Genomic DNA, 12,776 nt, shown 5'->3' on the forward strand with positions numbered 1-12,776 from the left:
GATCACACCATCTTTTCCAGGAGGTCTAGGGCTGTGGGCGACTCGACGGAGAGGTCGAAGCTGCCGGTGATCTCGCCGTCGCGCATCACGAGGACGTCGTCGCCCATCTCGAGCGCCTCCTCGAGCGTGTCGGGGAGGAGGACGACGGCGGCGCCGGCAGTCTGAGCGGCACGGATCTGTTCGTTCACCGTCTGGGCGGCTCCGGGGTCGAGGCCTCTGAGGGGGTGGTCGAGGAGGAGGATCTTCAGCTCGTCAGATGCGAGCCATTTGGCGAGGACCACCTTCTGCTGGTTGCCGCCGGAGAAACTCGCGAGCCGGAGGCGCGGGTTGCGCGGCCGGATGTCGAGCCGCTCGAACCAGTCGGCTGCCGCCTTCGCCTGCGTGCGTCGCTTCAGGAAGGGGCCCCACGCGGCCTTCCCGGGGTGGGCGAGGGTGAGGTTCTCGGCGGCGCTGAAGCCGCCGACCATGCCTTCCACCTTCCGCTCCGCGGGGATGTAGGCCAGGCCCGAGCGCACCGCCCTGCGAATGGACCACGATCGGACGGCACCGCCGGCGACGGCGATCGTGCCCGAGTCGAACGTCTCGGCGCCGAAGATCGCTCGGCTGAGGGATTCGCGTCCTGAGCCGAGGGCGCCGACGATGGCTGTGCACCGGCCCGGGGCGAGGGAGAAGGAGATGTCCTTGAACTGGCCCTTCTTCTTCAGGTCCTTGACCTCGAGCACGGCAGGCTCGGGCGCCTTCCGCTCGGCCCGCTGCTTCGGGGTGGCCTTGGCCTCGTGGCCGATCATGAGCCGGAAGAGGTCGTCCTCGGTTACGGATTCCCGCCGCCGGTCGGCCACGACTTCTCCGTGACGCATGACAATCACGCGGTCGCAGATCCGGAGGATCTCGTCGAGTCGGTGCGAGACGAAGAGCACCGAGCCGATGCGCTTGAGGGCGCGGATCTCGCGCTCGAGGATCTCCGTCTCGTTTCGCTCCAGGACTGCCGTGGGTTCGTCGAGGATGACCAGGGGCGCGGCATGGACGGCCTCGTCGACGCGCAGCGCGCGGGCGATCTCCACCATCTGGCGGTCCACGAAGGACAGGTCGCCCACGGTCGTGCGGGGATCGATGGTGGAGCCGACACGCTCGAGGACCTTCGAGGCCTCCTGGTTGAGGCGGTTCCAGCGGTAGAAGCCGTACCGGGTGGCCGCATCCTTCGAGGAGAGGGCGTTCATCGCGATGTTCTCGGCCACGGAGAGGTTCGTCAGGAGCGACTGCTCCTGGTGGACGACGCCGATCCCGGCTGCCACCGCGTCCTGCGGCCGGCGGAACTTCACCTCGCGGCCGTCGGCCTCGATCACGCCCGAGTCGGGCTGGTGGAGGCCGGTGAGGATCTTCAGGAGCGTGGACTTGCCGGCACCGTTCTCACCGATCAGGCCGACGACTTCGTGCCGGGGGATCTCCAGGGAGATGTCCTTCACGGCCTGGACGGGGCCGAAGGACTTCGAGACGCGGGTGAGCTTCAGGGCGGGGCTGTTGAGTGCTGTGGCGGGAGCCACGGAGGCGTGGGTCATTTGACGATCCTCAATCTGCTGCGATGGGGCCAGGCTGCGGCGAGGACAGCCGCGATGAGGACTGCTCCGGACACCGCGGACTGGAGGTTCGGGCTGACGCCGCTGAGGATGAGCCCGTTGTTCAGGACGGTGAGCATCAGCACCCCGACTGCGGTGCGGAGGATCCCGCCCTTCCCTCCTGCGAGGGAGGTCCCGCCGATAACGACGGCGGCGATGGTGAGGAAGAGGTTGCCCGTTCCGACCGTGGCCGAGCCCGCGCCGAGCTGCAGGCTGGCGAGGATTCCCGCGCCGGCGCTGCAGGCCCCTGCAGCCACGAAGACGTAGACCTTGTACCTGCCGACGGGCACGCCGTTGGCCCGGGCGATCTCCTCGCTGTCGCCGATCGCGTAGGCGAAGCGGCCGAGGCGGGTGAACCGGGTGACGCCGATGCCGAGCAGGGCCACCATGGCGGCAAGGAGGAACGAGTTCGGAATGCCGAGGGTGAGGCTCGTCGGCCAGGACTTGAGTCCCTGGTCGGAGAGGAACGGGATGGACGCCTGGCCGAACAGCAGCGTGGCGATGCCGAGCCCGACGAACCAGACGCCGAGGGTCACGATGAAGGACGGCACCTTGAGGCGGGTGTGCACGAGGCCGTTGACCAGTCCAAGTCCGGCACCGACTGCCAGGGCGGCCGGAATGGCCCAGAAGCCTAGGTCGGCAGTGCCGCGGCTGTTGGCCGAGAGGAGGACGAAGGCCATGCCTGCGGCCCCCATGATGCCCTCCACGGAGAGGTCGATGGAGCCGGTCAGGATGACGAGGGTCGACCCGACTCCGATGACCAGGGGAAGTGCGGCGTGGTCTAGGATCGTCCGGGCGTTGTCCGGGCTGAGGAAGGATGTGGGGTTGAGCGCCGCGAACACCACGATCAGGGCGATCAGGGCGGCGGCCTCGCCGAGGTTCTTGACGTCGAAGCGGCGCCGGCTCGGGGTGGGGCTCTTCTGGGCGGGTACTGGGTCTAGGAGGCCCGTGCCGCTGTCGTTTGCTGTCATTGCTCTCTCACCTGCTGTTGTCGCGGTGCGCGGCGGCTCCGCCCGGACTCCTGACGGAGCCGCCGCGCGGGGCCGTCAGGGCAGCTTCTCCGGACCGCCGCCGACCAGGGGGGTGGGAGGGGTGTCCCACGGGCCGTCCTTCACCAGGTCGTCCATCCAGCCGTCGATGTTGCTGTCGTACTTGGTGAAGTCGGAGAGGTTCTGCGGGGTCACGCAGCTGAGCTTGAAGAGGCTGTCTCGCTTCTCGTGGGGCAGCTCCGAGGGCTTGATCGCACCGGTCGCCGCCTGGTAGGCGGTGTACAGGCCGATCGCTGCTGCCATGAAGCCGCGGTGGAAGGTCTCGCCCACGATCGCGTCGTTGCCCATGTGCTTCTGCATGTCGGCGACCTCCTGCGGGTAGAGGCCGTCCGTGGCGAACTTGACGTCGTTGATGCGCCCGGCGTTCTGCACGGCCTGGATCGCACCGATGGTCATGCCGTCGTCGGCCGACCAGATGCCGTTGATCTGGTTGCCGTACTTCGCCATGAGGTTCTGGGTCACGCCCACCGCCTGCTGGGGGTCCCAGTTGGCTGGCTGCGTGTCGAGCAGGTGCACGTTCGGGTAGGCCTTCAGAGCCTCCTTCAGCCCGGCCACGCGGGTTTGGCTCGTGGTGCTGTCCTGCACGCCGGCGAGGGCGACGATGTTCCCCTTCTCGCCGATGCTCTTCGCGAGGGCGTCCGCCGTGCACTCCCCGCTCTGGACCCCGGAGTACTTCTGGAATGCGACGAAGTTGTCGCCGACGTTCCAGGGCTCGTAGTTGTCCGGCTTGTTCCACCACACGCTCACGTAGCCGCCGGCGGCCTTGACCGCATTGACGATCGGCGGCGCATCCGAGCTCGCGACCGTGTTGACCATGAGTGCGACCTTCTTGCCTTGGGCGAGGATGGCCTGGATCTTCGAGATCTCCGTCTGCGAGCTCCCCTGGGAGTCGACGATCTCCAGTGGGACGCCGAGCTTCTTCGACAGGGCCTGGGCCCCCTGGATCATCGATGCCATGTAGGGGTTGGTGGTGTTGATGACCGAGGCGACGAGGACGATGTCCTTCTTGTCGATCGGCTTGGACGACGCAGCCGACGTCGAGGTGCACGCCGTCATCGCCGCCAGCAGGCCGACTGCGGCCGCACCGGCCGCCAGCCGCCGACGAATCGTATTCCTGAGGGGCATCAGTGACTCCTTCGTAAGAGATGGCCCGAGATTGCCTGCAGGCCCTCTGAATAAGAATTCAGGGCCTGCATTTGGATTCTTCGAGTGTGCGGCACGTCACTTCTACGTGTCAAGGGATCAAATCCCCGCGCTGCCGGAAGGAAGCCGGCGGGACGAAGAGAGGGAGGATCCTGCGGGGCAGGATCCTCCCTCTGTGGGTGGGGGCGAGGCGTCAGCGGAAGGTGCGGAAGAAGGTCCTCACGTCGTCGACATACGTGTCTGGCACCTCGAGGGGGGCGAAGTGGCCGCCCTCGTCATGGACCCTGTACTGCTGGAGGTTGAAGTACTTCTCGGTCCACGTGCGCGGCGGCTTGTAGATCTCCCCCGGGTAGATGGACACCGCCGTGGGGGCCCCCACCACGGGCAGTCGGTCGTGGCTGGGTCGCCACGGGTTCCCGCGGCATTCCCAGTAGTAGCGCGAGGAGGTCCCGCCGGTGTTGGTGAGGAAGTAGACGGCCGCGGTCGTGACAAGGTCCTCCTTGGGCCACACCCGCTCGAAGGGCTCGGTGCCGACACCTCGCTCCTCGAGTCCCCAGAAGTAGCGCTTCTCGGTGATCCACGCCAGCTGGCCGGCGGGCGAGTCGGCGACGAGGGCCGCGAGCGTCTGCGGCTTGGTCAGCTGGATCTCCCCGTAGCCACTCTCGTTCTGCACGAAAAGCTTGCCGCGTTCGAACCATCCCTTCTCGGTCGAGTCGTCGTACTCCTCCGCGGCCGGAAGGCCAAGGACGGGGTCGAACTTCACCCCCGGAGGGGCGTCGGGGTGCTCGGCGAGGTAGTGGCTCATCTGGGCCGGGAAGTGCGTGTAGACACCGAAGACATCTTTCTCGTACTTGTGGCCGTGCTGCTGGGCCACGAGGGCGCCCCAGTCCCCTCCCGCGGTGGCGTACTTCTCGTAGCCGAGCACCTTCTTCATGAGCGTGTTCTCGAGGTCGGCAGTCCGCCACCAGTTCCACCCCGGCTCCGTGAGCGGAGAGGAGAAGCCGTAGCCGGGGAGGGAGATGAGGACGACGTCGAAGGAGTCCGCAGGGTCACCGCCGTAGCTCGCGGGGTCGGTCAGGGGGCCGATTACCTTGCGCAGGTCCCAGAACGTCCAGGGCCACCCATGGTGGATGAGGAGGGGCATCGGGTTGGGCCCCTTCCCCTTCGCATGGATGAAGTGGAGTGGCACGCCCATCAGGTCCGTCTTGAAGTGGGGCAGCTCATTCATCCGCCGCTCCACGTCCCGCCAGTCGTATTCGTCGATCCAGTAGTCGACGAGCTGCTTGTGGTACGCCGTGTTGTAGCCGTACCGCCAGTCGTCGTTGGCGAAGTCCTGCGGATAGCGGGTCTTGCGGAGCCGCTCATACATGTCTTTGAGGTCTTCTTCGGGGATGGAGATCGTGAAGGGACGGATCTCGCCTTCGTGGTGCGCAGCCATTGCGCCTCCTCGTGAGATGGGGGGGGTAGGAGGATGAAGTTCGTGGGCGCCAAGGGGCGCCGGGTGCCGTTCAGGCGATGTTGTAGAGGGCCCGTGCTTCCTGCTGGGTGGCGATGGGGCGGCCCACTTCGCGGGCGATCTCCTGCACCTGCTGGAGGAGCTCGAGGTTGGTCGGGTTGCGTGCCGGGTCGTAGAAGAGCTCAAGGCCGGTCTTGACGTGGCCGCCCAGCTCGATGGCCCTGCGCAGGATCCCGGTGTCGTCCAGCGCACCCTGGCCCCAGACCGAGACGTACCACGGATGCTTGACCTCGGCCTCCTCGATCATCCAGAGGTAGTAGTAGAGGCTTTCGAGGCTCGGCTTCATGCCGTTGGTGCCGATGGGCTCGGTGGCGGTGAGGCCGTAGTCGCCGATGAGGTAGAAGTCCCACATCGAACCGGGGGTCGAGAGCCCGCGGTTCACGTAGTGCATCGCGTGTCGCAGATGTCCGGGCTCGTAGATGCCGAAGACCATGGCAAGATCGCGTTCTCGGAACATCTTGACCTGGCTGGCGACGCGCTGGAAGTTGAATCCGAACTCTGGCCCCGAGAGGTACCCCTCCTGGTCGGTGTCCACTGCGAAGAGCGTCAGACCGGTGTCGACGCAGCCGATCCGCACGTTCGCGCCTTCGTAGAGGAACGGCACATGCTCCAAGCCGTTCTCCTCCGGCTGCAGCCGGAGGTTGTTGCAGGTCGTGGGGTACCAGGTGATGTCCGGGTACTTGGCAAGAACGCTCTCCCACGTGCGCATGTAGTCCTTGTAGGCGTTCTCGCCGAGCAGGTCGAAGCTCGTGTTGTGGGCGTGGATGGCGCCCGCGCCGGCCTCCCAGCACCGGATGGCGTCCTCGGCGATCTCCTTGTAGGTGATCGGGGTGTTAGGGTTCATCTCCTTGGTGCGGACCCCGTTGATGTGGGACTCGATGACCACCGGATAGTCCCACTGCGGTTTCATGTCCGCGTACTTGTCCAGTGCAGTAGGCACGGCTACCTCCAAGAGCGACGGACCGAGCGGTCCGATGACAGTGGTGAATTGATATTCGTAGATGTACTCAATATGCACTCATCGTGCGATGCGGATCACACTGCTGTCAACGGTCCATGGGGAATCGATGCCCTCGGGGCCGTCAGGGGGCGGTGCGGGCCGCTGCCTGTGCGGCGTCGGCGGGTGCGCCGGCCGGTTCACCCAGGAGGAAGGCCGCGGTTCCCGCATCGGTGACGAGGGTGTCCACCCAGCCTCCGGCCACCGCGGCGCGGACCGCCTGGTGCTTGCGTTCCCCACCGGCCACGGCCCACCGGTGGCGGGCGTTCCGGAGCTGGTCCAGCGTCACCCCGACCACGAGGTCTTCGAGCTCGGAGTCGATGGGATTCCCCTCCGCGTCGATGAAGTGCAGGCACACCTCGCCGACCGCGCCCCGCTCCCGGACATGCTCGAACTGCTCGTCCGTGAAGAAGTTGTCTCCGGAGCGCAGCTCGGGGTCCCGCTCGCAGGTGCCGATGCCGACGAGCGCGATGTCGATGGAGTCCAGCATCTCCATGGCCATGCGCACATACGGGTCCCGCGCGATGAGGAGCTCCTTGATCTCGCGGCTGGGCACGACTCCCGGGGTCCGGAGGAAGACCGGCTGGGCGCCGGTCAGCGTGGCGAACTGCTGGGTGGAGCGGGCCGCATCGTGCTGCAGCTCGGGCGGGCCGAGGTCACCGAGGGTCTCCACCACGTACTCGCCGCGCGTCCGCAGGGGCAGGAGGGCATCGACCATGAGCCGCAGCGTCTTGCTCCACGAGGTGAAGGCGATCGTCTTCACCTCGAACGCCAGCTCGTAGAGGAGCGATGCCATGGTGTGGGCGAGATCCTTGTTGACCTCGGACTCGTCGTGGCTGACCGTGTCGACCACGTGCACCTCGCTGAGCCCGTACCGCGCCTCGATCTGCTCCTCGAGCTCGGCATGGATGTGCTGGGGCACTGCGACGACGGTCCGGACGATCGAGGCCTCTTCGGCCTGGGCGAGCAGCCGGGAGACGCGCGACTGGGAGATCTGGAGACGCTTGGCGATCTCCGTCTGGCGCACGCCGTGCGTGTGGTAGAGCCGCGCCACTTTGATCATCAGACGCTGGGTGTCATTGTCAGCCATGGTGCTCCGTTTCTTGCCTGTCAGGGAGGAGTATCGCGCGGCGGGCGCCGTCACGGGAACCCCCGACCCTTGACACCGGGATCGCCGCAGCAGACACTCGTAAATGTCCATGCGACTGCTAAATATTTATTCTAGCGATGTTCCGGCAGGAAGGAAACTGCAATGGAGGAGCTGGCTGCCCCGTTCGACCTCATCGTCGTAGGCGGGGGCATCAACGGGCTCGGAATCGCCCGCGACGCCGCGGTGCGCGGCCTGCGGGTGATCCTGCTGGAGCAGGACGACCTGTGCAGCGGGGTATCCGCCTGGTCGGGCCGCCTCGTCCACGGTGGCCTCCGCTACCTCGAGCATCGCGACTTCCCCCTCGTGCGGGAGTCGCTGCGCGAACGCGAACGTCTCTTCCGCCTTGCCCCGCACCTCGTGAAGCCGCTGCGCCTCCTCATGCCAATGTACTCCCACAGCAGGCGCCCGGCGTGGCTGATCCGGGTGGGGATGTACCTCTACGACGCACTCTCGTTCGACAAGAAGACCGAGGGCCATGAGGTTCTAAGTGCCGAGGCGACACGCAGGCGGTTCCCCGGCATCGCCGACGACGGCCTCCGGGGCGCGGTCGTGTTCACCGACGGGCAGGTCGAGTACGCCGAGCGGCTGTGCGCCGAGGTGGCCGTCGCCGCGGCCGGCGCCGGGGCCGTGATCCGGACCAAGGCACGGGTGGAGGAGCCCGTCATGAAGGCAGGGCAGGTGGCGGGCGTCCGGTTCCGCGACATGCTCACGGGAGAGATGCACGAGGCCCTCGCGCCGGTCGTCTTCAACGTCGCCGGTCCGTGGATCGACCGCATCTTCCGGCGCGGGGCGCCCGAGCAGCCGCGGCTCAACGGCGGGACGAAGGGGAGCCACCTCGTGGTGGACCCATTCCCCGGGGCGCCCTCCGACGTGGTCTACTACGAGTCCAAGACCGACGGTCGCCTGGTCCTCGTGATTCCCTGGATGGGCCGCTACCTGATCGGCACCACCGACCTCCGCTTCGACGCCGATCCGGGCGAGGCCAGGTGCGACCCCGACGAGATGGCGTACCTGCTCGGCGAAGTGAACGAGCTGATCCCCGAGGCGCACCTGACGCCGGACGACGTGCTGTTCACGTACTCCGGGGTCCGGCCGCTGCCGTACGCCCCCGGGGTGCCCGAGTGGCGGGTGCCGCGCAGCCACATCCTCCACGACCACGCCCCCGACCTCCCCGGCCTGGTGACCGTGGTCGGAGGGAAGCTGACAACGTATCGCCAGCTCGCCCAGGACGCAGTCGACGACGTGTTCAAGCGGCTGGGCCGCAAGAGCCCTGCCTGCGCCACGGCAAACCTCCCGCTGCCCGGGGCCGCGGGGAACCTGGAGGAGGCCCGAGGGCACCTTCTGGCCGGTGGCCTGCCAGCGGTGACCGCAGACCGGCTCGTGGCTCTCTATGGAAGCCGAGCACTCGACGTCGTCCGCGAGGCCGAGGGCGACAGCAGCCTCCTCGCCGTGCTGGACCCGGGAACGGGAGCCATCGCCGCCGAGCTGGTCTTCGCCGTGCGGCACGAGTTCGCCAAGACGCTCACCGACGTGCTGGCCCGGCGCATGCTCCTCGCCTTCGAACCCGACCACGGGGTCCCGGCTGTCCAGGAGGCCGTGGCCATCCTGGGCTCGCACCTCGGCTGGGATGAGGAAAGGAAGGCCAGCGAGGTCGCCGCGTACTTCGACTGGCTGTCCCGCCTCGCCGTTCCCGGCCGCGCCGACGCGCAGGCGGACAGCGCCCTGGGGGGACCGGTCCGGTGACTGCGCGGTACGTCCTCGCGCTGGACGAGGGCTCTACGAGCGCCAGAGCAGTCCTGGTCAGCCTCGAGGGCGAGATCGTCGCCGAGGCACGCAATCCCGTGGTCCCGACGTTCCCGCGGCCCCGGTGGGTGGAGCTCGATCCGATGGCCCTCTGGGAGACCCAGCGCCGGAGCATGCAGGCGGCGATGGCCAAGGTCGGCGCGACCACGGACGATCTCGCGGCGGTGGGTATCACCACCCACCGTGAGACGTGCCTGGTCTGGGACAGACGCACCGGCGAACCCGTCCACCCGGCGCTGATGTGGATGTCGAAGCAGACCGACGCCATCATCGACGGCTGGCGCCTGGATGGCCTGGACGCCGAGTTCAGGAGCAGGACGGGCCTCTTCAACGACTCCTTCTTCAGCGCGGCGAAGCTCGCCTGGATCCTGGATAACGTTCCGGGTGCCCGCGTCCGCGCGGAGCGGGGGGAGCTCGCGGCCGGCACCGTGGACACGTGGCTCCTCTGGCAGCTCACCGGCGGCAGATCGCACTTCACGGACCACAGCGAGGCGTCCAGGACGGCACTCTTCTCGCTCGATGCGCTCGACTGGGACGAGAAGCTCGCCGAAGCGTGCGGCATCCCGCTGCGCCTGCTGCCCCCGGCCCTCGCCTCAGACGCGCACTTCGGCGAGATGCGGCCGCAGGACGTGGGGCTGCCGGGCACCGCCTCGGTCCCCATCATGGCCATCATGGCCGACCAGCAGGCGGGGATGTTCGGGCAGGCCTGCTTCGAGTCCGGCTCGGTCAAGAACACCTACGGCACGGCGGGCGTGCTCACGGCCAACACCGGCTCCACGCCGGTCGTCGTGGACGGGCTGACGGCCAGCGTCGGCTGGACGGTGGCCGGCACCACGGCGTACGAGCTCGAGGGCGTCGTGTTCCACTGCGGCCAGACGCTCCAGTGGATGCGCGAGCGCCTCGGGGTGCTCAAGCCCGAGGAGCAGATCGAGGAGGTCGCCTCGCGCGTGCCGGACACGGGCGGCGTCTACGTGGTGCCCGCCTTCGCCGGGCTGTGCGCGCCCCACTGGTCGCGGGACAGCCGGGCCAGCATCGTCGGGCTGACCCTCGAGAGCGGTGCCGAGCACGTGGTCCGCGCCGGGGTGGAGGCCATGGCGTACCAGACCCGCGACAACGTCGACGTCCTGTGCGCCTCCGGCCTGGCCGTTCCCGAGCTCAAGGTCGACGGCGGCGCGGCCCGCAGCGACCTGCTCTGCCAGTTCCAGTCCGACATCCTCGGCATCCCGGTGCGCCGGCCGGCGGAGCTCGAGAGGACAGCCCTCGGCATCGCCCACCTGGCCGGCATGGGGGTCGGCCTCTGGGGGCAGGACGACCTCGCGACCGGATGGCGGCTGGACCGGGTGTTCGAACCACAGATGTCCGAGGACCGCCGCGAGGCCCTGTATGCGGGATGGCAGGACGCCGTCCGCACCGTCACCCGGCAGAGCATGGCAGAGGGGTCAGCATGAGCGCACCTGCTCCCTTCGGCCCGGGTCCCCTGTTCCTGGTTCAAGAGCAGGGAAGGCGTTCTGGACGCGACGACATGGAGCTGGTCGCACGCCGCCTTGATTCCCTCGGCCACGGTGGCCGAGCGGAAATCAACATCTCCGTTCCTTACGCCACTGCAGCCTTCAGCCGTCTCGATTCACGGCGGCCAGGATACCCAGAGGCTCGGGAACGTCTGGCGCAGCGCGGCTTCGAACCGATCATCCGACCGGTCGGCGGCCATCTGGCCATCTACGGAACAGGTGACCTCGTCATCCACCTGTGGGGACGCCACCCTTCATCTCGACTCCATATACGAGAACGCTTCCTGCTCTTCGGCGATGCACTGTCCCGCGCCTTCAGGACCTTGGGGGTCGATGCCCGCATCGGCCCCGTTCCCGGCGAGTACTGCAGCGGCGAATACAGCGTCAATGACTCCGGCAGGGCCAAGCTGGTCGGGACAGGCCAGCGGCTGACCAAGGACGGATACCTCCTCAGCGCCGTCGTCATGGTCGAACCCGCCGAACCGGTCCGCGAAGCTCTCGCCGACGCCTACCGCTCACTGTGCCTCGACTTCCGACCGGAAACCGTCGGGTCAGTTGCCGACTCGGTTCCAGGGGTAAGCGCAGCGGACGTGCGTCGGGTCATTGCCTCAGAGCTGCGCGCACTGCTCCTCCCGGCCACCGCCACGCTCGCCTCAGTGGCCTTCACATCCACCCCTGCACGGCTGTGCAGCTGATATTGCTGCCTTCGGCAGAACCAAGCATTAGGAGGATCCTGTGGCCGATCTGCCGCACGACGACCCGACTTCCGCCCCCCGCACGGGGGTCGCGTCGCTCAAGGCCAGGCCCCACGCGAAGGTCCTGATCGTCGGCGGCGGCATCAACGGCGTCGGCACCTTCCGCGATCTCGCCCTCCAGGGCGTCGACGTGGCCCTGGTCGAGCGCGGCGACTACTGCGACGGGGCCTCCGGCGCCTCGTCGCACATGATCCACGGCGGGATCCGCTACCTGGAGAACGGCGAGTTCCGGCTCGTCAACGAGTCTGTGGTGGAGCGCAACCGTCTCCTGCGGATCGCCCCGCACTACGTCAAGCCGCTGCAGACCACGATTCCGATCTTCTCCACCTTCTCCGGCATCCTCAACGCCCCGCTGCGGTTCCTCACCCACCGCTCCGGGAAGCCGCAGGAGCGCGGCGCCGTCCTGATCAAGCTCGGGCTGAGCCTCTACGACGCCTTCTCCCGCAACGGCGGCACGGTCCCGCGCCACCGCTTCCTGGGACGCCGCAAGGCCCTCGCCGAGCTCCCGCTGCTGCGCCCCGACCTGAAGTACACCGCCACCTACTTCGACGCCTCCGTCCACAACCCCGAGCGGCTGACCCTCGACGTGCTGCGTGACGGGCTTGCCGCCGGTCCGCAGGCGCGCGCCACCAACTACGTCTCCGCCGTGGGCGTCTCCGCGGGCAACGCAGCGCAGGACGGCGCGGCGGTGCGGCTCCGCGACGAGCTCACCGGGGAGGAGTTCGACTTCAGCGCCGACGTCGTGGTCAACACCACCGGCGCCTGGGTCGACGAGACCAACGGTTCCTTCGGCGCACCCACCCGGTTCATGGGCGGGACGAAGGGCTCGCACATCGTCCTCGACCACCCCGGGCTGCTCAGGGCCTGCGCGGGCCGCGAGATCTTCTTCGAGCACAGCGACGGGCGCATCGTCCTCATCTACCCGATGGGCGAACGGGTCCTCGTGGGCACCACGGACATCGATGCGGGCGACGACCTCACGCCCACGTGCACGGACGAGGAGATCGCCTACTTCTTCGACCTCATCCACCACGTCTTCCCCACCATCGAGGTGGGGAAGGAGAGCATCGTCTACACGTTCTCCGGAGTCCGCCCGCTCCCGCGGCACGACGACACCGCGCCGGGATTCGTCTCGCGCGACTACCGGATCGAGCGGGCCGCCCTGCCGGGCGGCTCGGGCCAGACCATGCTCAGCCTCGTGGGCGGCAAGTGGACCACCTTCCGGGCGCTCTCCGAGCACCT

General features: G+C 68.0%; 10 protein-coding genes. 4 read left to right on the top strand and 6 right to left on the bottom strand.

Annotation, left to right across the window (positions count from 1 at the left end; genetic code table 11):
- Positions 1–2 precede the first annotated feature (2 nt).
- From J2W20_RS18235 to J2W20_RS18260, 6 genes are all read right to left on the bottom strand, one after another.
- Positions 3–1,556, bottom strand: a complete 1,554-nt coding sequence (locus J2W20_RS18235; protein ID WP_307008453.1) for a sugar ABC transporter ATP-binding protein — start codon at positions 1,554–1,556, stop codon at positions 3–5.
- On the bottom strand, positions 1,553–2,584 hold the full coding sequence (locus J2W20_RS18240; protein ID WP_307008455.1) for an ABC transporter permease: 1,032 nt from the start codon (positions 2,582–2,584) through the stop codon (positions 1,553–1,555). The genes J2W20_RS18235 and J2W20_RS18240 overlap by 4 nt, the downstream gene beginning before the upstream one ends.
- Positions 2,585–2,659: 75 nt before the next feature.
- Positions 2,660–3,787, bottom strand: coding sequence for a sugar ABC transporter substrate-binding protein (locus tag J2W20_RS18245; protein ID WP_307008457.1), 1,128 nt, complete (start codon positions 3,785–3,787; stop codon positions 2,660–2,662).
- A 211-nt stretch (positions 3,788–3,998) separates the two neighbouring features.
- Positions 3,999–5,243 carry an epoxide hydrolase family protein gene (locus J2W20_RS18250; protein ID WP_307008459.1) on the bottom strand — a complete coding sequence of 415 codons (1,245 nt, stop codon included), beginning with the start codon at positions 5,241–5,243 and terminating at the stop codon, positions 3,999–4,001.
- A gap of 70 nt (positions 5,244–5,313) precedes the next feature.
- Complete coding sequence (locus tag J2W20_RS18255) at positions 5,314–6,261, bottom strand: 3-keto-5-aminohexanoate cleavage protein (protein WP_307008461.1); 948 nt, start codon at positions 6,259–6,261, stop codon at positions 5,314–5,316.
- A 142-nt stretch (positions 6,262–6,403) separates the two neighbouring features.
- Complete coding sequence (locus tag J2W20_RS18260; RefSeq protein WP_307008462.1) at positions 6,404–7,408, bottom strand: sugar-binding transcriptional regulator; 1,005 nt, start codon at positions 7,406–7,408, stop codon at positions 6,404–6,406.
- 162 nt (positions 7,409–7,570) lie between these two features.
- On the opposite strand from J2W20_RS18260, the gene glpD reads away from it, so the two are divergent.
- The 4 genes from glpD to J2W20_RS18280 all read left to right on the top strand — a co-directional run.
- Entirely contained in the window at positions 7,571–9,211 is a 1,641-nt protein-coding gene (gene glpD, locus J2W20_RS18265) for a glycerol-3-phosphate dehydrogenase (protein WP_307008464.1), read from the top strand.
- Positions 9,208–10,719, top strand: coding sequence for an FGGY family carbohydrate kinase (locus J2W20_RS18270; RefSeq protein WP_307008466.1), 1,512 nt, complete (start codon positions 9,208–9,210; stop codon positions 10,717–10,719). The genes glpD and J2W20_RS18270 overlap by 4 nt, the downstream gene beginning before the upstream one ends.
- Positions 10,716–11,474, top strand: coding sequence for a lipoyl protein ligase domain-containing protein (locus J2W20_RS18275; protein WP_307008467.1), 759 nt, complete (start codon positions 10,716–10,718; stop codon positions 11,472–11,474). The genes J2W20_RS18270 and J2W20_RS18275 overlap by 4 nt, the downstream gene beginning before the upstream one ends.
- Positions 11,475–11,523: 49 nt before the next feature.
- Positions 11,524–12,776 (top strand): glycerol-3-phosphate dehydrogenase/oxidase (locus J2W20_RS18280; protein WP_373458052.1); only part of this gene is annotated, 1,253 nt, incomplete at its 3' end.

Source organism: Sinomonas atrocyanea (genome assembly GCF_030812675.1).
GTDB classification, from domain to species: domain Bacteria; phylum Actinomycetota; class Actinomycetes; order Actinomycetales; family Micrococcaceae; genus Sinomonas; species Sinomonas atrocyanea_B.